This window comes from Xanthobacter wiegelii, assembly GCF_043193855.2.
Lineage (GTDB): Bacteria > Pseudomonadota > Alphaproteobacteria > Rhizobiales > Xanthobacteraceae > Xanthobacter > Xanthobacter flavus_A.
In genome coordinates, this window is the sequence record NZ_CM195529.1 from 3,058,299 (window position 1) to 3,078,615 (window position 20,317).

The window sequence follows — 20,317 nt, forward strand, 5'->3', positions numbered from 1 at the left end:
AGGAGGTTTCGGAGGAAAAGCGGATGACGGCGGCCGACCTGATTTGCTCGCCGGTGAAGGAGATCATCCTGACGCCGGCAGAAGGCGAGCTTCGGATCGACGTGCGAAGTGGCTGAAACTCTTGCGATTTCGCTCAAAAGCAAACGGCCCGCCAGAGGGGCGGGCCGATCGCAAGTCGAGATGGTTGCGGGGGCACGCAACCATCTCAAATTGCTATTTCGAGCCGCAGCATAGATATCCGCTCCGAGGTCGAGGGTGAGGGTTCAATTCCCCCTGATTTCGAGAAGCCCTGCGTTCCCAGTGACAAGCTAATTATAAAATGCGCTTGAACGCATATGCGCATTAAAGTAAAAGAAGCGTATGCAGTCCGCCCTCACCCTTCTGTCGGCCCTGGCCGAACCCACCCGCCTCGCGGCGGTCCACCTCCTGTGGGATGGGCACGAGCATTGCGTCTGCGAACTCGTGCGCGTCCTCGGCGTCACCCAATCCCGCATGTCGCGCCATATGGCGGTGCTCAAGCAGGCTGGCGTCGTGGTGGATCGGCGGGACGCCCAATGGGTGCGCTACCGTCGCAATCCCGAACTGCCGGCCGAGCAGGCAACCATCATCAATGCTGTCCTCACCACCCTGGACGCTTCATCGAACAGGAGAGCCGCATGAGCGCCGACCTGTCATTGACCGGGCGCAAGCCACCGAGGGATGCATCGTCACTGACCTGGGCGGCGGTGACGGCCGCGGCGATCGCCCTCTGGTTCGTGGTCTATGCCCAGCTCGCGCCGTTCTCCCAATGGCTAGTGGCCCGCCTGCCGGTGGAGCAAGGCAGCCATCTCGCTGAAGCGGTCGCGTTCTTCATCTACGACACGCCCAAGGTGCTGATGCTGCTGACGCTGGTGGTCTTCGCCATGGGCGTGGTGCGCAGCTTCTTCTCCGCCGAGCGCACCCGCGCCCTGCTCGCTGGAAAACGCGAGGGGCTCGGCAACATTGCGGCCGCCGGCCTCGGCATCGTCACGCCCTTCTGCTCCTGCTCGGCGGTGCCGCTGTTCGTCGGCTTCGTCTCCGCCGGGGTGCCCCTGGGCGTCACCTTCTCCTTCCTCATCGCCGCGCCCATGGTCAACGAGGTGGCGCTGGGCCTCCTGTTCGCGCTGGTCGGCTGGAAGGTGGCGCTCACCTATCTGGCATTCGGCCTCTCCATCGCCATTATCGCCGGCTGGGTCATCGGACGCCTGCACCTGGAGGGCTGGCTGGAAGACTGGGTGCGCAACGTGCGTGCCAGTCCGGTCGAGCTGCCGCCAAACGGTATGACGCTGGTGGATCGCATCAGGGCCGGCCTCGACGCGGTGCGCGACATCGTCGGCAAGGTCTGGATGTGGATCATCGCCGGCATCGCAGCGGGCGCCTTCATCCACGGCTATGTGCCGGAAGATCTCCTCGCCTCCATCATGGGGCGGGATGCGTGGTGGTCGGTTCCGGCTGCGGTGCTGCTGGGCATTCCCATGTATTCCAATGCCGCGGGCATCATCCCGGTGGTCGAGGCCCTGCTGGCGAAGGGGGCAGCGCTGGGCACCGTGCTCGCCTTCATGATGGCGGTCATCGCCCTGTCGCTGCCGGAAATGATCATCCTGCGCAAAGTCCTAAGCCTCAAGCTGATTGCCGTGTTTGTGGGCGTGGTCGGCATCGGCATCCTCGCCGTGGGCTTCCTGTTCAACGCGCTGTTTTCTTAAAACAAGAAAGGCAAAAGCCATGAAAGACGTGAAGGTGCTGGGCCCCGGCTGCTCTCGCTGCGAGGCAACGGCGCAGATGGTGCGGGATGAGGCGGCCAAGCTCGGGCTCGACGTCACGGTGGAAAAGGTCACCGACTATGCGGTGATCGCCGGATACGGCATCGCCTCGACGCCGGGCATCGTCATCGACGGCAAGGTGGTGCACGCCGGCGGCCTGCCGAAGCCGGACGATCTCGCCCGCTGGCTCGCGGCGTGAGCGCCGCCATGCTGGAATACAAGGTTCACGCGTCGCGCATCGACGTACACGGCAGCCTCGCCCGCACCAAAGAGGCCGAGATCACCCTCGACACCGACATTGGCGGGCGCGCCGATGCTTTCAACCCGGCGGAACTGTTCCTTGCCGCCATCGCGGCCTGCATGATCAAGGGCATCGAGCGGGTGACCCCGATGCTGAATTTCGAGCTGCGCGGGGTGGATGTCACGCTCCACGCCGTTCGGCAGGACGCGCCGCCGAAGATCATCTCGGTGGATTACGAGCTGATCATCGATACGGACGAGACGGAGCAGCGCCTGGCTTTGCTCCACACCAACGTCCGCAAGTACGGCACGATTTCGAACACCGTGGCGGAAGCGACCCGATTGGACGGGACGATCCGAAGGAAGGCATGAGGCGCATCAAGGCGCTGCGCGCACCCGCGCGAATGCGATCTGTCGTTATCCATGAAAGGCCAAGTCCATGACGAAACGAGACGTGGTCATCTGCGCGCCGGTGCGCACGGCGATCGGCACTTATAATGGCGCTCTGAAGGCGGTCCCCGCGACCGAGCTGGGTGCGACAGTCGTGCGCGAGACGCTCCGTCGCTCGGGCCTCGATGCAGCCAAGCTGTCGAGCCTCATCATGGGCAATGTGGTCCAGGCCGGCAACAAGATGAACCCCGCCCGCCAGGCGGCCGTCCATGGCGGCGTACCGGTGGAGGTGCCGGCCATGACTGTGAACCGGGTCTGCGGCTCCGGCGCCCAGGCCGTTGCCTCGGTCGCCCAGGAGATCTGGCTGGGCTTCGCCGATGCGGCGATCGCCGGCGGCATGGAGAACATGGACGCCGCGCCCTACCTCATGAGCGGCGGGCGCTGGGGCTATCGCATGGGCGATGCGCAGATCTACGATTCCATGCTGCGCGACGGCTTGAACGACGCCTTCTCGGGCGAGCATTCCGGTTGGCACACCGAAGACCTCGTGACCAAATGTGGTGTCTCCCGCGAGGATCAGGACCGTTGGGCGGCGCGCTCGCAACAGCGCTTTTCCCAGGCGCAGGCCGCCGGAAAATTCGATGCCGAGATCGTCGGTGTCGAAATCAAGGGCCGCAAGGGGCCGGAGATCTTCGCTCGCGACGAGCACAATCGGCCGGACACCACGATCGAATCCCTCACCAAGCTGAAGCCGGCCTTCCGTAAGGACGGCACCATCACCGCCGGAAACGCGCCCGGTCTCAATACCGGCGCCGCGGCGATGATCCTCGCCGAACGCGATTTCGCCGCGGCGAACGGCCTTGAGCCGCTGGCGCGGCTCGTCGCCTTCGGCGTCGGCGCGGTGGAGCCAGGCATGTTCGGCATCGGTCCGGTACCAGCCGTGCGCCAGGCGCTGGGGCGTGCGGGCTGGACGATCGCGGAGGTCGAGCGGGTGGAAATCAACGAGGCCTTCGCGGCGATCGCCCTCGCCGTTACCCGCGAGCTCGGCCTTGCCGAAGAGGTCGTCAATGTTGAAGGCGGGGCCATCGCCCATGGCCATCCCATCGGCGCGAGCGGGGCGATCCTGACCACGCGGCTCATCCATTCGATGCGGCGCGACGGCCTCAAGCGTGGCATCGTTACCCTCTGCATCGGCGGCGGCCAGGGCATCGCGCTGGCGATCGAAACACTGGCCTGACAGGCAGGTCAGACGCCCGTGCGGGCTGCCGGCTTCGGCCGCGATCCCGCGCGGGTTCTTTGAAAGTGGCCCTCGCGCCGCCAATTGATTCCACGGCAGAAGAACAAGCCTCCTGGCGGGGGCACTGCGCAAATTGTCGTTTCTCACGCCGACACGGATGCCCGTTTGCCTTTCAGGCCATCCGCGTTATTCTTCGATTTAAGAAGAATTACAAAGCGGGAGGCCCTAGCAAATGGGCGCCGGTTCGCGCATCGACCGCAGGGCGGTCCTTGCTGCCGCTGCTTCCATGGTCGGCGCGACGCTCGTGCCCCTGTTGGCGCGCGCCTCGGCCGGCATCATCCGTTTTGGCCTGACCCCCGTCTTCCTGACCTCCGACCTCGAACTGCTCGGCCGGCTTCAGATTTACCTGCGGCGGGCCACCGGCTTACCGGTCGAACTCGTCAGCCGGCGGACCTATCAGGAGATCACCGCGCTGCTGGTCTCGGGTCAGCTCGATGCCGCGTGGATCTGCGGCTATCCGTTCGTCGCCCATCGTGACGCGCTCCAGCTGGTCGCGGTTCCGCTGTGGCGCGGGCAGCCGCTCTATCAGTCCTGCCTCATCGTCGACCGGGACCGTGACGCACGGGACTTCCAGGACCTCAAGGGCGATATCCACGCCTTCTCGGACCCCGATTCCAATTCCGGCTTCCTCGTCACCCGCGCGCTTCTCGCGGAGCACGGCCTGAAGCCCCCGTCCTTCTTCGCCCGCACCTTCTTCACCTACGGCCATCGCAACGTGATCCGTGCCGTGGCCTCGGGCCTCGCCCAATCCGGTTCCGTGGACGGCTACGTCCTGGACGTTATGCGGGAGATCGAGCCGGAGCTGACGTCGCGCGTCGCCATCCTGCGCCGGTCCGAATGGCTCGGCTTCCCGCCCATCGCTGCCCCGCGCCATCCGCCAGACCCGCAGGCGCTCGCCGCGCTGACGGAGGCGCTTGCGCGCATGAACGAGGACGAGGATGGCAAGGCGGTGCTCGCCATGCTGCGGCTCGATGGTTTCGCGCCGCAGGAGGCGAGCCTCTTCGACCCCATCGCCGCAAAGGCGGCGCTCGTCGCGGGCACCGGGTGACGCCCATGATCGCGCGCCTTGACCCCCGCCAGTGGCCCGTCACCCTCAAGGTGCCCCTAGCGGTTGCGGCGCTCATGGTGCTGGTGGGGCTTGCACTCTCCGAGCGCGTGCTGAGCCGGCTGGGGGAGACGCAGGAGCGCCAGTTGCGCGCCTTGGCGCAGACCTATCTGGACAGCCTCTCCTCCGCGGTCGCACCCGCGATCCTAAGAGACGATGTCTGGGAAGTTTATGACGCCATCATGCGGGCACAGGCCCTCAACAAGAGCCTGCATCCGTTGAGCGCCGTGATCACCGACGCGGAGGGCCTCGTGATCGCGGCGTCCGATCCCCGTCGCTTCCCCATTGGGGTGCGTCTCCCGTCCGATCTCGCTCCGCTCGCAACCGGCCGGGATTTCAGATTCGAGGCGGGCGCCAGATCCGCCACCGCGACGCGCGTGCTTTCCTATCCTGGACGCATCGTCGGAATCATCCACGCCACTTTCGACACCAGCCATCTGGCTTTGGAGCGGCGCGACGTCGTCCTCGCGCTCGCGGCCACGAACGGGATGGTCACGCTGCTGCTCGCCGTGGCCGGCTGGTTGCTCGTCGCCCGCATGATGGCGCCGGTGCGCACGCTCTCGCGCTATCTGGGCGCTGCGAGCGAAGGGCGGGCGACGCCCGTTCCCCCGGAGGCGGTCGCGCGCAACGGCGCTGAATTCGCCCGCCTGTTCCTAGCCTACAATGCGCTGGTCCGGTCCATGTACGAGCGGGAGGACCTAGCCCGACAATTGGCGGACGAGCATCGGCTCGGCAGCCTCGGGCGGCTCACCTCGGCGCTCGCCCACGAGATCAACAACCCGCTGGGCGGCCTTTTTAACGCGCTGGCGACGCTGAAGACCCATGGACACCATGCGGCGGTCCGAAAATCGTCCCTCGGCCTTCTCGAACGAGGCCTCGTCGGTATCCGCGACGTGGTGCGCACCACCCTCGCTTTGTATCGGCCGGAGCAGGCGCCGCGACCCCTCGCCATGGCCGATTTCGAGGACCTGCAGCTACTGATTGCCCCCGCGGCGCGCCGGAAGGGTGTCGATCTGAGGTTCTCCGGTCCCGTCGACGTGTTGCTTCCTCTGCCCAGCACCCCGGTGCGCCAGGCCGTGCTGAACCTGCTGCTGAATGCGGTTTCCGCCGCCCCGCCGGGAAGCGAAGTGGCGGTGGATGCGTCGCTCACGCCGACGGCCCTGCATGTAATCGTGTCGGATCGAGGCAGCGGCCTGCCCGAGCCTGCGGGGTGCCTTCTTGCGGCTGGCGGGGAAACGGGTGGCCCACCCTGGGGCGGCGGCCTCGGCTTGTGGACCACCCGGCGCATCCTGGACGACCTCGGTGCCTCGGCCGAGGTCGAGCGGCCTGAAACGGGGGGAACGCGGATCCGTCTTCTCTTCCCTTTCATCGCCCCAATGGAGCTCGCCCATGTCGCATGAGCCTCCCGTCATCGGCCTCGTGGAGGACGATCCCATCATGGGCGAGAGCCTCGCGCAGCGGCTCGGCCTGGAGGGAATGAGGGTGCATTGGTGGCGGACCGGCTGCGCAGCGGTGGCGGATATCCGGAAGATTCGCTTCGAGGCTATCGTATGCGACATCCGCCTTCCGGATCTCGATGGGGAGGCTGTGTTCCGGGAAGCGGCGCACGTGCCTCGGACGCCGCCTTTCCTGTTCGTGACCGGCCATGGCGACATCGACCAAGCGGTGCGCCTGATGCGGTCCGGCGCGGCGGACTACGTCACCAAGCCCTTCGAGATGGAGGACTTCCTGGCGCGGCTCACCGACTTGCTGATGCCGCATGGAACCACGGAAGGCGGCACGTTGGGCGTCTCACCCGCCATCCGGCAGGTGGAGGCTCTGTTGTGCAGGATGGCTCGCCTGTCCTCCAATCTGCTCATCACGGGGGAGACAGGGACAGGTAAGGATGTAGCCGCCCGCTTCATCCATGCGCAATCGCGGCACGCGACCGCGCCGTTTATCGCGGTCAACTGCGCCGCCATTCCCGCCGACTTGATGGAAAGCGAGCTGTTCGGCCACGAGCGAGGCGCGTTCACCGGTGCCGCGCAGCGCCATCTCGGCTATGTGGAGCGCGCCGGCGACGGCACGCTGTTTCTCGACGAGATCGGGGAATTGCGTCCGGAGTTGCAGGCAAAACTCCTGCGGCTGATCGAGAGCAAGACGTTTCAGAGGGTCGGCGGTGAGCGCGAGATCGCCTTCGGCGGCCGTATCGTGACGGCCACCAACGCCGATCTGGCGCTGCGAGTTGTCGAGCGACAATTCCGCGAGGATCTCCTTTACCGCATCAACGCGGTCAGCATTCGCCTGCCATCTCTGCGGGAGCGCCCCGATGACATCCCATGGCTCATGGAGCGCTTCTTTACGGAATATAGCGCGGACACCGAGACCAACCTGAAAGGGATCAGCGCCCTCGCCGAGGAGGCCGCGATGCAGCATCCTTGGCCCGGGAATGTGCGGGAGCTGCGGAACCGGATGGAGCGTGCGGTCGCTCTTGCCTTGGGCCCCTGGCTGATGCCCGGGGATCTCTTTCCCGAGATCGTTCGCGAAGGCGCTGACGCCGGCCTACGGATCGGCTCACTGGAATCCGCGCGCCAGGAGGCGGAGAAGCGTCACATCCTCCGGGCGCTGTCCGCGACCGCGGGCGAACTCTCCGCCGCCGCCCGGCTCCTCGGCGTTGGGCGCACCACCCTGTGGGAGAAGATGCGCCGCCTCGGTTTGGGTAGCGACGGCTGACGGCGCGTTCGGGTTTCCGGACAGACGGCGCCGCAGCATGTTCGGGACGGCGGACGTGCTCGCCTCATCTCGCTCGTTAAATCATTGAATTCTCTACTCAGCTCCGCATGGCGCAGCTTCTGCAGGACGTCTTGCGTCCGAAAGGACCAATACGCTCTGGGAGGAGCTTTCATGAAAAGATGTCCCAGCCTCGTCGATGCCGGCCGCCGCAGCTTCCTGACCGGCGCCGGCCTTGCGACCGCAGGCGCCGCCGTCGCCTCCGTTCTGCCGGCCCAAGCCAAGGCGGCCCCTGCGGTCGCGTTGGTGAGATATCCAGCGAACCGCCTCGCCAATGTGAAGGACCTGAAAGTTAATGAGCCGCTGGACGTGGCCTATCCCGATGACGACGCGCCCGGCGTCCTTCTGAAGCTCGGGACACGCGTGGCCGGAGGCGCCGGACCCGACGGCGACATCGTCGGCTTCACCACCGTCTGCCCGCACAAGGGATTTCCCCTTTCTTACAGCACGACGGACAAGACGCTGAACTGCCCCGGCCATTATTCCCGCTTCGATTGCGAGAAAGGCGGCCAGCAGATCTGGGGCCAGGCGACGCAGAACCTGCCGCAATACGCGCTGCGTGTGGACGCGAAGGGCGACATCTATGCCGAAGGCGTGGATGAGCTGCTCTACGGCCGCCTCTCCAACGTGCTCTGAGGGAGGACACCATGGCTTACAAGCGCCAGATCGGCCAATTGCCCATCATTCCCGCCAATGCGACCGTCCACAACGTCGTCTGCCACTATTGCATCGTCGGCTGCGGCTACAAGGCCTATAGTTGGGACGCCCGATACGAGGGCGGCACGGCGCCGGGCGAGAACGCCTTCGGCGTCGATCTCTCCAGGCAACAGCCGGCAGAGACCGCAGCCTGGTATGCGCCGTCCATGTACAACATCGTCAGGCAGAACGGGCGAGACGTGCACATCGTCATCAAGCCCGACAAGGCGTGCGTGGTGAATTCCGGCCTCGGCTCCGTGCGCGGCGCGCGGATCGCCGAGATGAGCTATTCGCGCCAGCGCAACACCCAGCTCCAGCGCCTCACCGATCCCCAGGTCTGGCGCTACGGACAGCTCCAGCCCACGAGCTGGGACGACGCCCTCGACCTCGTCGCCCGCGTCACCGCAGCGGTGATCGCTGAGCAGGGCGAGGACGGCCTGTTCGTGTCCGCCTTCGACCACGGCGGCGCGGGCGGCGGATACGAGAACACCTGGGGCACCGGAAAGCTCTATTTCGGCGCCATGAAGGTAAAGAACATCCGCATCCACAATCGCCCGGCCTACAATTCGGAGGTCCACGGCTCGCGCGACATGGGGGTGGGCGAGCTCAACAATTGCTACGAGGACGCGGAGCTCGCCGACACCCTCGTAGCGGTGGGCACGAACGCGCTGGAAACCCAGACCAACTATTTCCTGAACCACTGGGTGCCCAACCTGCGCGGAACCTCCCTCGACAAGAAGAAGGCGGAGTTCGGCAGCGAGCCGGTGGCCAAGGCGCGCATCGTCATCGTCGATCCGCGCCGCACCGTCACCGTGAATGCCAGCGAGGTGGAGGCGGGCAAGGAGAACGTGCTCCATCTCGCCCTCAATTCCGGCACCGACCTGATCCTGTTCAACGCCTGGCTCACCTACGCGGCGGAGAAGGGGTGGATCGACAAGGGTTTCATCGCGGCCTCCACGAAGGACTTCGACAAGGCCCTGGCGGCCAACAAGGTGAGCGTGGCGGAAGCCGCTCGCGCCACCGGCCTCAGCGAGGCGGACATCGTCAAGGCGGTCACCTGGATCGGCGAGCCCAAGGCCGGCGGGGCACGTCGGCGGACCATGTTCGCCTATGAGAAGGGCCTCATCTGGGGCAATGACAACTACCGCACCAACCAGGCGCTGGTGAATCTCGCCCTCGCTACCGGCAATATCGGCCGTCCGGGCGGCGGCTGCGTGCGCATGGGCGGCCACCAGGAGGGTTATTGCCGCCCGTCCGACGCCCATGTGGGCCGGCCCGCAGCCTATGTGGACAAGCTGCTGATCGAGGGCAAGGGCGGCGTGCACCACATCTGGGGCTGCGACCACTACAAGACCACGCTCAACGCCATGGCTTTCAAGCGCGCCTACAAGATGCGCACGGACCTCGTGAAGGACGCCATGGCCAGCGTGCCCTACGGCGACCGCGATGCCATGGTGGCCGCCATCTTGGGCGCCATCCGCAAGGGTGGGCTGTTCAGCGTCGACGTGGACATCGTGCCGACCCATATCGGCGAGGCCGCCCATGTGATGCTGCCCGCCGCGACATCCGGCGAGATGAACCTCACCTCCATGAACGGCGAGCGGCGCATGCGCCTTACCGAGCGCTACATGGACCCGCCGGGCCAGGCCATGCCCGATTGCCTCATCGCCGCGCGGATCGCCAATCACATGGAGCGGGTGCTGCGCGCCATGGGCAAAACGGAGGTGGCGGACAAGTTCAAGGGCTTCGACTGGAAGAGCGAGGAAGACGCCTTCATGGACGGCTACGCCAAGAACGAAAAGGGCGGCGCGTTCGTCACCTACGATCGCCTGCGGACCATGGGCACTAACGGCTTCCAGGAGCCCGCCACGGCCTTCGCAGACGGCAAGATCGTCGGCACCAAGCGGCTGTTCGCCGATGGCAAGTTCAACAAGCCGGACGGCAAGGCGGTGTTCGCCGAAACCCGGTGGCGCGGCCTCCAGGCCCCCGGCAAACAGGCGGAGAAGGACAAGTTCGCCTTCCTCATCAATAACGGGCGGGCGAACCTCGTCTGGCAGAGCGCCTATCTTGACGTGGAGAATGAGCTGGTCATGGATCGCTGGCCCTATCCCTTCATCGAGATGAACCCGCAGGACATGGGCGAGCTTGGCCTCAAGAGCGGCGATCTCGTGGAGGTCTACAACGAGAACGGCTCCACCCAGGCCATGGCCTATCCCACCCCCACGGCGAAGCGGAAGGAGACTTTCATGCTGTTCGGCTTCCCGACCGGCGTGCAGGGCAATGTGGTGTCCGCGGGGGTCAACGAGGACATCATCCCCAACTACAAGCAGACGTGGGGCAACATCCGCAAGATCGCCGACGCGCCGGAAGGCGTGCGGCACCTGACCTTCAAGTCGAAGGAGTATCCGGCCTGACGGCGGGCACCATCGGCCGGCGTTCTGGCGCCGGCCGAGACCGCACCCTCATCCGTGGCGCCACACTTTCACCGATGACACGACGAGGATCAGCGCCAGGATGGGAAGCAAGACCTGCTCGGGCACAAGCCCAAGGAGGTGCCCGCCGATGAAGGCGCCCACGATGGAGCCCACCGCCATCACGGCCACGAACACCTTGTTCTGCGCGACGGTGGCGAAGGCGTTGTCGCGGCTGTAGCGGGTGAAGCCGACGATCATGGTGGGCAGGCTCACCGCCAGCGACAGGCTGCCGGCGAGCTTGATGTCCGCGCCGAAGAGAAGCACCAGCGTCGGAATCAGCAGCTCACCGCCGGCCACGCCCATCAGCGAGGCGACCACGCCAATGGCGAATCCCGCAATGACGCCGGCCACGATCAGCCAGGGTCCCGAAAGCAGCGCGGACGCTGCGGTCGATCCGTGTCCGAACAGGAGGGCGACGGCGATCAGCACCAGCAGGACTGCCAAGACCCGGTAGAGGGTGCGGGAGCTGAGCCGGGTGGCCCAGCCGGCGCCGAACCAGGCGCCAACGAGGCTACCCGCCAACAGGTTGAGGATGATCGGCCAGTTGGTCGCGATCGCGCTGAAGGGCACCGTCGCCGCCCTGAACGGCAGCGCGCTAGCGACGACGACCAGGCTCATGGCCTTGTTGAGGATGACCGCTTCGAGCGCCCGGAAGCGGAATGGGCCGATCAGCAGCGGCAGGCGGAACTCTGCGCCACCAAGCCCGATGAGACCGCCGAGCATGCCGATGAGGGCGCCCCCGGCGAAGGCCGGCACCGGCGGGGGGCCAGGGTTGGACCCCCGCTCGTCCCGTGTGTTGGCACGCTCGGACGACAGTGGAATGGACTGCTGGGACATGGATGAGCCTCCGGCCATGATCGTTCGGACGGAGCCGCCATCATGGTATGAAATGATATGAATTGATACGAAAACAAACGATTTGACGGGTATATTGCTGGTTTAATGAGCCGAGCGTGGCGAATAGATGTTGTTTTGTAAAGATAGAATGGTCAGGACGGCTGGCCGAAGGCCGAGCTATATGCCAAATGATATGAAATTAGATGAATTGAGATGCCGGACATTCCATGGATACGCCTAACGCCCTGACTGTCGAAGATGTGGCCGAGCGGCTGCACGTCAGCCGGAGCGGCATTTATGCTCTGATCAAGGCAGGCGGGATCGGCTTCTACAAGGTCGGCCGTAAGATCCGCTTCACCGAGGCGAACGTGCGCGACTATATCGAGCGCTCCGGCAGGGCCGCGCGCGCGCCCGAGCTGGCAGGCCGCCCGGCATTCGACGAGAACCGGTATTTTGACCTGAAGGCGGAGCGTCGGGCCGGGGACGGCTTCATCATCTGCGGCCAGGACCTCATCCTCGACATCCTGTCCAACTTCATGCGCATGCACGGCGTCATGGCGCTCAGGGCCTATATCGGCAGCTACGACAGCCTCGTCTCGCTCTATTACGGCAAGGTCTCCGTCGCGAGCGCACATCTGTGGGACAGCGCCGGCGACGACTACAACGTGCCCTATGTCCGTGCCTTACTGCCTGGCGTGCGCTGCGCGGTGGTCAACGTCACCTACCGCATGCAGGGCCTCTACGTCGCCAAAGGCAACCCGAAGGCCATCCGAACATGGCAGGACTTCGCCCGCGACGACATCACCATGATCAACCGCGAGAAGGGGGCGGGATCGCGGGTGCTGCTCGACGAGAACCTGAAGCTCCTCGATCTCTACGCCAGCCGGATTAAGGGCTACGATAGCGAGAACCAATCCCATCTCGCCGTGGCGAGCGCAGTGGGCCGTGGCGACGCCGACGTGGCGGTGGGGATGGAAAAGGTCGCCCGCCAAGTAGATAATGTGGACTTCGTCCCACTGAAGAGGGAACGCTACGACCTTGTGGTCCGTAAAGAGCATCTCGACACACCGGAGGTCGCGACGATGCTCAAGATCCTGCGCTCGGAGCGGTTCCAGAACGAGTTCAAGAGCATCGGCGGATATGACATCACCGACATCGGGAAGATCGTGGCTGAGACGTGAGGCCGAATCTACTGCCGTCGCTGAAGCGCCCGAATGCCAAGTCCACGAGCGAACTTCCCGCCGCCTCCCACCGAGCCGAACGCCTCAGCCGAACCGGCCGGTGATATAGGAGCGCGTGCGCTCCTCGGTTGGGTTGGTGAAGATCAGGCTGGCCACGTCGTATTCCACCATGTGGCCGAGATGCATGAAGGCGGTGAAATCCGAGATGCGCGCCGCCTGCTGCATGTTGTGGGTGACGATCACGATGGTGTAGGCGCCCCGCAACTCGTCCATCAGTTCCTCGATCTTCGCCGTGGCGATGGGGTCGAGGGCCGAAGTGGGTTCGTCGAGCAGGATGAGCTCCGGATCTGGGGCGAGGGTGCGGGCGATGCACAGGCGCTGCTGCTGGCCGCCCGACAATCCATAGGCGGATTCCTGGAGGCGGTCCTTCACCTCGTCCCATAGGGCGGCTTGGCGTAGCGCGGCTTCCACGCGCCCATCCACTTCGGAGCGATTCCGGATGCCCCGGATGTGGAGGCCGGATGCCACATTCTCATAGACCGATTTCGGAAACGGGTTGGGCTTCTGGAACACCATGCCGATGCGCAAACGCGCGAGCATTGGATCTACTTCCGGCGCCACGATGTTGATCCCCTCCGGATAGAGGATGATCTCGCCCTGATACCGGTTGCCCGGATATAGGTCATGCATGCGGTTGAAGCAGCGCAGGAGCGTGGACTTTCCACATCCCGACGGCCCAATGAGGGCGGTGACCTTACCCTCGACGATCGGAAGCTCCACCCCCTTGAGCGCCTGGTTGTCGCCGTAGAAGAAATTGAGGTTGCGAACAGAAGCGCGCAGGGGGGCGGGCTCCTTGCTGGCCACGGCGTCCAATGCTGGGGTCACGGCGGTCATCTCGTTCTCCGAAAGGCCGGGCTGCAGCATCAGCGCATGCTCCGGCGGATCTTGTAGCGCAGCCAGATGGCGATCGCATTCATCAGCAGCGTCATAAGCAGCAGAATGAGACCGGTTGCTGCTGCGTTCACGTGGAACGCCGCCTGGGGACGTGAAACCCAGTTGAACATCTGGATCGGCATCACCGTGAACGGCGAGTTGAGCCAGTTGAAATTGATGAACGGAAAGGTGTCCTGGACCGGTGAAGGCGGCAGGAAGGCGATGAAGGTGAGCGCGCCGATGGTGATGATGGGCGCGGTCTCGCCGATGGCCCGTGACATACCGACGATGGCACCCGTGAGGATGCCGGGACGCGCGGTGGGCAGGATGTAGCCGCTCACCGTCTGCCATTTGTCGGCGCCAAGCGCATAGGCGCCCTCGCGGATCTCGAGCGGGATGGAGCGCACCGCCTCGCGTGTGGCGACTATGATGATGGGCAGGATGAGAAGCGCCAGCGTGATGCCCGCAACTAGAATCGTCTGGCCCATGGCGAAGCTCTGCACGAACAGGCCGAGGGCGAGCAGCCCATAGATGATGGAGGGCACGCCCGCGAGATTGGTCACATTGATTTCGATGAGATGGGTGATCCAGTTCCGCGGCGCATATTCCTCAAGATAGAGGCCTGCTGCGACGCCGAGCGGCACCGCCAGCGCCGTCGTCACCAGCATCACCAGCGTGGTGCCGACCCAGGCGGACAGAATGCCGGCCTCCGAAGCGCGTCGGGAGGGGAAGCTCGTCAGGAAATCAAGATCAATGCGGCCAAGCCCGTCCACCATGAAGTCCACGATGAGCGACAGCAGAACGATCATGGAAATGACGAGCACGCTGAGGCCCAGGATCGCGAAATTGCGGTCGGACCGATGCGCCCGAGCGACGATTTCCGCGTCGGAGAGGCGGCGGGAGGGTTGAGCGGCGAGCGGCTTCACGGCCATCCCCTCAATAGACTTCACGGTATTTCTGGCGGAGCCAGAAGGCGAGAATGTTGAAGGCGAAAGTCATGAGGAACAGCGTCATGCCCGCCGCGAAGATGGTGAGATAAGCGATGGAGCCATGTGGCACGTCGCCGAGGCTGATCTGGACGATATAGGAGGTGATCGTGGCTGCGCCCTCCAGAGGGTTCAGGGCGAGCTTCGCCTGCTGGCCCGCAGCAATGGCCACCACCATGGTCTCGCCCACCGCCCGCGACATGCCGAGGATGTAGGCCGCCGTCACCCCGGAGAAGGCGCCGGGGATCACCACCCGCGTCGCCGTCTGGAGCCGCGTGAAGCCCAGCGCATAGGCCCCCTCCCTCAGTTCCGCAGGGACCGCGCGCATGGCGTCCTCGCTCACGGAAACGATGTAGGGCAGGATCATGATGCCCATGACGATGCCCGGCACGAGCAGGTTGAAGCCCGCCAGCCCGGGAATGAAGATCTGGAAGATGGGCGTGAGGAACAAAAGAGCGAAATAGCCGAATGCCACAGTGGGCACGCCTGCGATAAGCTCCAGAAACGGCTTGATGGTCTCGCGCACCTGTGGCCGCGCGAACTCCGACAGATAGATTGCGAGCACGGTACCGGCTGGAATCGCGACGAGCAGGGCGATGAGCGAACTCACCAAAGTACCGGATACCAGAGTCATGATGCCGAAGTGCTTGTCCTGAAACACCGGCGTCCATTGTGTGTCGGTCAGGAAGGAGATGATCGACACCTGTGCGAAGAATTTCAGGCTTTCGGACAGGAGGACGTAGACGATGCCCGCCGTGACCAGGACAGAGAGTGCGGCACTGAGAAACAGGACAACGCGCATGATGCGGTCCACCACCCGGCGTCGCGCCAGGAAGACCGGAGAAACCGTCAGGCGCAACCGGCCTGTTCTTGAGTCTGGAGACACCGGTGCGACCACGTCCAACCCTCACCTGAATGGAGGGAGGCGCCGGAGCACCTCCCTCAGGTCCCTCAAGATCACCTGTCAGTAGACGAGCTTTTCCTTGACGAGATCCTCGACGGAGACGCCGACCTTGGACCCGGTGAAGCCGGTGCCGATCTCACGCTTCTTGAAGCGCTCCTGGAACACCTTCAGGGCGGCCTCGGGCAGCGGCACATAGCCGACTTCCTTGACCAGCTCGACCGCGTGCTTCGGGTCCTGGTAGAACTCAACGAACTTCGCCACCTCCGGACGGGTTTCGGCCGCCTTCTTGTTCACGTAGATGAAGATCGGCCGCGACAGAGGCTGGTACTTGCCGGTGCGGGCGTTCTCGACCGACGGCTCCACGGCGGGCGCGGCGTCATCGACCTTGATCTTCACCGCCTTCAGCTTGCCGGTGTTCTCTTCATAGTAAGCAAGGCCGAAAAAGCCGAGGGCGTTGGGATCGCCCGCCACGCCCTGGACCAGCACGTTGTCATCCTCCGATGCGGTGAAGTCGCCGCGGCTGGAATGCTCCTTGCCGACGATGGCGGCGGTGAAATAGTCGTAAGTGCCTGAGTCGACGCCCGCGCCGTAGAGCACCAGCGGCCGATCCGGGTAGCTGTCGCGGACCTGCTTCCAGTTGGTGATCTTGCCCTGGGCCTCGGGCTCCCAGATCTTCTTCAGATCCGCAACCGTCATCTCGCTCGCCCAGGTGTTGGACGGGTGGACGATGACCGTGAGCGCATCAAGGGCGACCGGCAATTCGATATACTCGATGCCGGCTTCCTTGCAGGCCTTCTGCTCGGCGGAGGTGATGGGGCGCGAGGCGTCAGAGATGTCGATCTCTCCGCGGCAGAACTTCTTGAAGCCGCCGCCGGTACCGGAGATGCCGACCGTCACCTTGATATCCTTGTTCGCCTTCTGGAATTCCTCCGCCATGGCTTCGGTCACGGGGAATACCGTGGACGACCCGTCGACCTTGACCAGTGCCTGGGCAGCGGCGCCGTTGAAGGCCGCGCCGGTAGCGAGCAGCGCGAGGGCGCTCGCGAGAGTGATGATCTTCATGAGGATGCCGTCTCCCTGGACAGTGCCGCTAGGGCTTCTGATGCTCACCTAGCCTCACGGGCTCTAAGCATGTTATGTAACAAATTCATGACAATTTGTGTATATCGAGCGATATTCCTGAATCAACAGAGATTTTATCGAATATGACGCAACGTAGTTCTAGGCTATGGTTGGCTTTATTTCATGTAAATCATATGGACATCGTGGCAATTGTCCATGGTTGATTGCAATTTTTGAGAGGCTATCCGACTTCGATTGACGTATATTACTTATATAAAGTCCATATGAAGCGCCTATTATTCATTTCTCCTCCCGAACAAATTTGCCTCTCAACCTCGCGAGCATTCCGTCTCTACATTACATCATTTCCATTTGTATCGACATATCGATAATTTATACTATCGCTGCGATTGGCGCGACGCAAATGGCGTCACAAGAGTGACATGAAGGCCATATAGCGATCTGTCCACTCCTATCGACATAATGACTCGTATGGAGCTATCTGTTTCCAGCGATATGTCGCTAGGACCCAAGGGAGGCCAGCCGTGAATCGCATTCTTGTCTGGACAGCTGCGGCGACGCTCGCGGCCCTGTCGATGTTCGCGCCTCCGGCGCGCGCCGCGGAGGTGCGGGGTGCCGGCTCCACCTTCGCCTATCCGATCATCTGGAAATGGGCGGAGGCGTTTCGTGAGCGCACAGGCCACATCGTAGGATACCAGTCGGTGGGTTCGTCGGCCGGCGTCAACCGTATTAAGGACGGGGTGGTGGATTTCGGCGCGTCCGACAAGCCGCTGAAGCCGGAAGAACTGGAGAAATATGGCCTCGGCCAGTTCCCCATCGTGTTCGGTGGCGTCGTTCCGGTGTTCAACGTGGACGGCGTGGGGCCCGGCCAGCTCCGCTTCACCGGCGCCCTTCTCGCTGACATCTATCTCGGCAAGGTCACGACCTGGTCCGATCCCGCCATCAGGGCCCTCAATCCCGACGTCAAGCTGCCCAACGCGAAGATCGTGGTGGTGCACCGTTCCGATGGATCTGGAACCACGTTCAACTGGGTGTCCTACCTTGCCAAGGCGAGCCCGGAGTGGAAGCAGCAGGTCGGCGAAGGCAGCGCAGTCGCCTGGCCGGTGGGGTATGGCGCGCGCGGTAACGAAGGGGTCTCGACCGAGGTCAAGCGGGTCCCGAATGCCATCGGCTATGTCGAATACACCTATGTGGTGCAGGTGAAGCTGGCCTATGGCCTCGTCCAGAACCGTGCTGGCAAGTTCATCGCACCCAGCGCGGCGGCGTTCCAGGCGGCGGCGCTGAGCTTCGATTGGGCCGGCGCCAAGGACTTTTTCGTCGTCATCACCGATTCCCCCGCCGAGGATGCCTATCCTATTGCGGCGACCACCTTCGCTCTCATGTACCGCGAGCCGAAGGTGCCGGCGAACAGCCAAGCCGCCTTCGAGTTCTGGCGTTTCGCCCTGGGCGAGGGCGAGAAATTTGCGTCCGAGCTCGGCTATGTTCCCTTGCCGCCGGCTCTGGTCCAGCAGGTCAAGGACTATTGGGCCAGGACCTTCAAGGGCGGCGCCTGAGGCACTTGGGCTGACGCGTGAGCAGCATTCGAACGGTGAGACAAGATGGACGAGACGAAGCTGAATGGGGAAGACGCCACGCGGATCTTCGATGCGCTGTCCCAAGGCACGCGCTTCGAGACTTATCGTCTTCTGCTGCGCTATGTGCCCTATGGCCTTCAGGCGGGCGACATCGCCCGCCTGCTGGCGGTAGCGCACAATACCATGTCGGTGCACCTCGGCGTGCTGGAGCGTGCCGGCCTTGTCACGTCGCGGCGCGAGGGACGGTCCATCATCTATGCCGTCAGCTTGTCCACAGCGGGCCCTGTGCTGAGCCAACTGATGGCGGAGATGGGTTTTGCCGTCTCCCCCCGGTGCGGGACCGGCCCCGCGGCCTTTCCACAGCTGCGTCCTGCCGCTGGGAATGATCGCGTCTACAATGTTCTGCTGGTCTGCTCGGCCAACTCGGCACGGTCGCTGATCGCGGAGGCGTTGCTCAACCGCGAGGGGCGAGGCCGCTTCAAGGCCTACTCGGCCGGCAGTCGGCCGAAGCTCAAGCCGCACTCGATGGCTATCGATCTGCTCGACTCGCTCGGCTACGACACGACGAACCTCGCCTCCAAGAGCTGGGATGGGTTCGCCAGGCCGGATGCGCCCCAGATGGATTTCGTCATCACTACCTGCGACGCCGCAGCTGGGGAAATCTGCCCTGCCTTCCCCGGTCATCCGCTACAGGCCCATTGGGGTCTGCCCGACCCGATCCGGGTGAAGGGAACCGAAGCTGAGCAGAAGGCTGCCTTCGTTGCCACCTACCGTCGGCTCGCCGGGCGTATCTCCGCCTTCGTCAACCTGCCATTTGAGCAGCTCGATCTTGCTTCGCTCAAGGAGCGCATCGGCGAGATCGGGAAAATGGAGGGAGCGACGGACCTCACACTCTCGGGACAGGCCGCGTGAACTGTCGTCGTCCTGAAACAGACCGCGCCCACGCTCTCGCCGCAATCGGCCGCAGCTGGCGGCCTTGGGAGATCCCGCACCGTGTCCGTGTTTGAACGCTATCTCACTCTCTGGGTGTTCCTGTGCATCATCGCCGGCGTCGCGCTTGGCGCGCTGGCGCCGTCCGTGTTCCAGACCATCGGGGCGCTGGAAGTGGCGCGGGTCAACCTGCCGGTAGCCATCCTCATATGGCTGATGATCGTGCCCATGCTGGTCAAGATCGACTTTGCCGCGCTCAAGGAGGTCGGCCGGCACTGGCGCGGAATCTCGGTGACGCTGCTGGTGAACTGGGCGGTGAAGCCGTTCTCCATGGCGTTCCTCGGCTGGCTGTTCATCGGCTATCTGTTCCGACCCTACCTGCCAGCCGACCAGATCGATAGCTATATCGCCGGCCTCATCCTTCTGGCGGCGGCGCCCTGCACGGCCATGGTGTTCGTCTGGTCAAATCTCACCAAGGGTGAGCCCCACTTTACCTTGTCCCAGGTGGCGCTGAACGACGCCATCATGATCGTCGCCTTCGCGCCCGTCGTGGGGCTGTTGCTCGGGCTCTCCTCCATCACCGTGCCGTGGGACACACTCTTCCTGTCGGTGATGCTCTACATCGTCGTCCCGGTGATCGCGGCGCAGCTCCTCCGCGGGCGCATCCTGGCGACCGGTGGACAGGCCGGGCTCGATCGCCTGCTCGGCGTGCTCCAGCCGCTCTCCCTGGTGGCGCTGCTCGCCACCCCGGTGCTGCTGTTCGCCTTCCAGGGCGAGCAGATCCTCGCCCAGCCGCTGGTGATTGCGCTGCTGGCCGTGCCGATCTTGATCCAGGTCTATTTCAACTCGGGCCTTGCCTATCTCCTGAACCGGCTGTCCGGCGAAGCCCACTGCGTGGCCGGCCCCTCTGCCCTCATTGGGGCCTCCAATTTCTTCGAGCTGGCGGTGGCTGCCGCCATCAGCCTGTTCGGATTCAAGTCGGGTGCGGCTCTCGCCACCGTGGTGGGTGTGCTCATCGAGGTTCCGGTGATGCTCTCGGTGGTGTGGATCGTGAACCATACCAAGGACTGGTACGAAGCCGGCGGCGTGAGGGTGACGGACGCCGGCGACCGCACCAAAGCCTGAGATCATCGCGGCAAC

Annotated in this window: 19 protein-coding genes; 14 read left to right on the plus strand and 5 right to left on the minus strand. The window is 64.2% G+C overall.

Going from position 1 to position 20,317, the window contains the following annotated elements:
* Positions 1-360: 360 nt before the first annotated feature.
* The 10 genes from V5F63_RS14165 to V5F63_RS14210 all read left to right on the plus strand — a co-directional run bounded on the left by V5F63_RS14165 (position 361) and on the right by V5F63_RS14210 (position 10,689).
* The gene (locus V5F63_RS14165; protein ID WP_149577635.1) at positions 361-660 is read left to right on the plus strand and encodes an ArsR/SmtB family transcription factor; all 300 of its coding nucleotides are present in this window, start codon (positions 361-363) and stop codon (positions 658-660) included.
* Positions 657-1,721 (plus strand): permease, encoded by a 1,065-nt coding sequence (locus V5F63_RS14170; protein WP_149577636.1) that lies wholly within the window; start codon positions 657-659, stop codon positions 1,719-1,721. The genes V5F63_RS14165 and V5F63_RS14170 overlap by 4 nt, the downstream gene beginning before the upstream one ends.
* Positions 1,722-1,740: 19 nt before the next feature.
* Positions 1,741-1,977: a thioredoxin family protein gene (locus V5F63_RS14175; protein ID WP_149577637.1), complete on the plus strand. Its 237-nt coding sequence runs from the start codon at positions 1,741-1,743 to the stop codon at positions 1,975-1,977.
* Complete coding sequence (locus tag V5F63_RS14180) at positions 1,974-2,390, plus strand: OsmC family protein (protein WP_432445298.1); 417 nt, start codon at positions 1,974-1,976, stop codon at positions 2,388-2,390. Before V5F63_RS14175 ends, V5F63_RS14180 begins: the two co-directional genes overlap by 4 nt.
* Positions 2,391-2,457: 67 nt before the next feature.
* The gene (locus V5F63_RS14185; protein WP_149577639.1) at positions 2,458-3,645 is read left to right on the plus strand and encodes a thiolase family protein; all 1,188 of its coding nucleotides are present in this window, start codon (positions 2,458-2,460) and stop codon (positions 3,643-3,645) included.
* A 232-nt stretch (positions 3,646-3,877) separates the two neighbouring features.
* Positions 3,878-4,753, plus strand: coding sequence for a substrate-binding domain-containing protein (locus V5F63_RS14190; RefSeq protein ID WP_149577640.1), 876 nt, complete (start codon positions 3,878-3,880; stop codon positions 4,751-4,753).
* Positions 4,754-4,758: 5 nt separating this feature from the next.
* A complete protein-coding gene (locus V5F63_RS14195) occupies positions 4,759-6,210 on the plus strand; it encodes a sensor histidine kinase (RefSeq protein WP_149577641.1) in 1,452 nt (483 codons plus the stop codon).
* Entirely contained in the window at positions 6,200-7,522 is a 1,323-nt protein-coding gene (locus V5F63_RS14200) for a sigma-54-dependent transcriptional regulator (RefSeq protein WP_149577642.1), read from the plus strand. Before V5F63_RS14195 ends, V5F63_RS14200 begins: the two co-directional genes overlap by 11 nt.
* Before the next feature lie 171 nt (positions 7,523-7,693).
* A complete protein-coding gene (locus V5F63_RS14205) occupies positions 7,694-8,215 on the plus strand; it encodes an arsenate reductase (azurin) small subunit (protein WP_012115921.1) in 522 nt (173 codons plus the stop codon).
* Positions 8,216-8,226: 11 nt separating this feature from the next.
* Positions 8,227-10,689, plus strand: coding sequence for an arsenate reductase (azurin) large subunit (locus V5F63_RS14210; protein ID WP_149577643.1), 2,463 nt, complete (start codon positions 8,227-8,229; stop codon positions 10,687-10,689).
* Positions 10,690-10,737: 48 nt separating this feature from the next.
* On the opposite strand, the gene V5F63_RS14215 is transcribed toward V5F63_RS14210, so the two are convergent.
* Complete coding sequence (locus V5F63_RS14215) at positions 10,738-11,586, minus strand: sulfite exporter TauE/SafE family protein (RefSeq protein ID WP_149577644.1); 849 nt, start codon at positions 11,584-11,586, stop codon at positions 10,738-10,740.
* Between the two features lie 227 nt (positions 11,587-11,813).
* Here V5F63_RS14215 and V5F63_RS14220 point away from each other — a divergent pair, with 227 nt between their 5' ends.
* On the plus strand, positions 11,814-12,767 hold the full coding sequence (locus tag V5F63_RS14220) for a helix-turn-helix transcriptional regulator (RefSeq protein WP_149577645.1): 954 nt from the start codon (positions 11,814-11,816) through the stop codon (positions 12,765-12,767).
* A gap of 84 nt (positions 12,768-12,851) precedes the next feature.
* On the opposite strand, the gene pstB is transcribed toward V5F63_RS14220, so the two are convergent.
* From pstB to V5F63_RS14240, 4 genes are all read right to left on the minus strand, one after another.
* Positions 12,852-13,691 (minus strand): phosphate ABC transporter ATP-binding protein PstB, encoded by an 840-nt coding sequence (gene pstB, locus V5F63_RS14225; RefSeq protein ID WP_012115925.1) that lies wholly within the window; start codon positions 13,689-13,691, stop codon positions 12,852-12,854.
* Entirely contained in the window at positions 13,691-14,626 is a 936-nt protein-coding gene (gene pstA / locus V5F63_RS14230; protein ID WP_012115926.1) for a phosphate ABC transporter permease PstA, read from the minus strand. Before pstA ends, pstB begins: the two co-directional genes overlap by 1 nt.
* A gap of 10 nt (positions 14,627-14,636) precedes the next feature.
* Positions 14,637-15,488, minus strand: a complete 852-nt coding sequence (pstC, locus tag V5F63_RS14235; protein ID WP_081437185.1) for a phosphate ABC transporter permease subunit PstC — start codon at positions 15,486-15,488, stop codon at positions 14,637-14,639.
* Between the two features lie 162 nt (positions 15,489-15,650).
* On the minus strand, positions 15,651-16,652 hold the full coding sequence (locus tag V5F63_RS14240; RefSeq protein WP_012115928.1) for a PstS family phosphate ABC transporter substrate-binding protein: 1,002 nt from the start codon (positions 16,650-16,652) through the stop codon (positions 15,651-15,653).
* Between the two features lie 545 nt (positions 16,653-17,197).
* Here V5F63_RS14240 and pstS point away from each other — a divergent pair.
* From pstS to arsB, 3 genes are all read left to right on the plus strand, one after another.
* Positions 17,198-18,226, plus strand: coding sequence for a phosphate ABC transporter substrate-binding protein PstS (gene pstS, locus V5F63_RS14245; protein WP_012115929.1), 1,029 nt, complete (start codon positions 17,198-17,200; stop codon positions 18,224-18,226).
* Positions 18,227-18,271: 45 nt separating this feature from the next.
* The gene (locus V5F63_RS14250; protein ID WP_149577646.1) at positions 18,272-19,159 is read left to right on the plus strand and encodes an arsenate reductase/protein-tyrosine-phosphatase family protein; all 888 of its coding nucleotides are present in this window, start codon (positions 18,272-18,274) and stop codon (positions 19,157-19,159) included.
* Positions 19,160-19,240: 81 nt separating this feature from the next.
* Complete coding sequence (gene arsB / locus V5F63_RS14255; protein ID WP_394102929.1) at positions 19,241-20,302, plus strand: ACR3 family arsenite efflux transporter; 1,062 nt, start codon at positions 19,241-19,243, stop codon at positions 20,300-20,302.
* Positions 20,303-20,317 lie beyond the last annotated feature (15 nt).